General features: G+C 57.1%; 1 protein-coding gene. It reads left to right on the plus strand.

All coding sequences use genetic code 11. The features are described from left to right. Positions 1 to 1,009, plus strand: a 1,009-nt coding sequence (locus tag WFJ73_RS33150; protein ID WP_336776993.1) for an Ig-like domain-containing protein, incomplete at both ends; no start/stop codon positions are given.

Here is a 1,009-nt window from a genome sequence, read left to right on the forward strand (position 1 = left end):
AACATCAACGGTAGATAGCAGTAAAAAAGGAACCGCGACGATTACCGTAACGGTAGCGCCAGCCGTTATAGGCGTGAGCGTTAGCCCGAACAGTGCAAGCGTAGAGCAAGGCGGCAGCAAGCAACTCGCGGCAACGGTAGATGTAGTTGGCGGCGCAGCGACAACCGTCACATGGACGAGTAGTGACGCCAGCAAGGTAGCTGTCGACGGTACGGGTAAAGTGACGGTCGCATCGGATGCCGCGCCGGGAGATTATACGGTCACGGCAACGTCAATGGCAGATAGCAACAAAAAAGGGACAGCGACGATTACGGTCACCGCAGCGCCGGCAGTCATCGGCGTAAGTGTTAGCCCGAACAGTGCAAGCGTTGAACAAGGCAGCAGCAAGCAGCTTACGGCAACGGTAGATGTGGTTGGCGGGGTAGCGACAACCGTCACATGGACGAGTAGTGACGCCAGCAAGGTAGTTGTCGACGGTACGGGTAAAGTGACGGTCGCATCGGATGCCGCGCCGGGAGATTATACGGTCACGGCAACATCAACGGTAGATAGCAGCAAAAAAGGAACCGCAACAATTACTGTCACCGCAGCGCCAGCCGTTATAGGCGTGAGCGTTAGTCCGAACAGTGCAAGCGTGGTGCAAGGCAGCAGCAAGCAGCTCGCGGCAACGGTAGATGTAGTTGGCGGCGCAGCGACAACAGTTACGTGGTCGAGTAGTGACGCCAGCAACAAAGTGGCGGTAGACGGTACGGGTAAAGTGACGGTCGCATCGGATGCAGCGCCGGGCGACTATACAATCACGGCAACGTCAATGGCAGATAGCAGTAAAAAAGGAACCGCAACTATAACGGTCACCACTGCACCGGCGGTTAACAGCGTGAGCGTTAGCCCGAACAGCGCAAGCGTGGTGCAAGGCAGCAGCAAGCAGCTCGCGGCAACGGTAGATGTAGTTGGCGGCGCAGCGACAACAGTTACGTGGTCGAGTAGTGACGCCAGCAACAAAGTGGCG

The organism is Paenibacillus sp. MMO-58, assembly GCF_037146255.1.
Taxonomy (GTDB): domain Bacteria; phylum Bacillota; class Bacilli; order Paenibacillales; family Paenibacillaceae; genus Pristimantibacillus.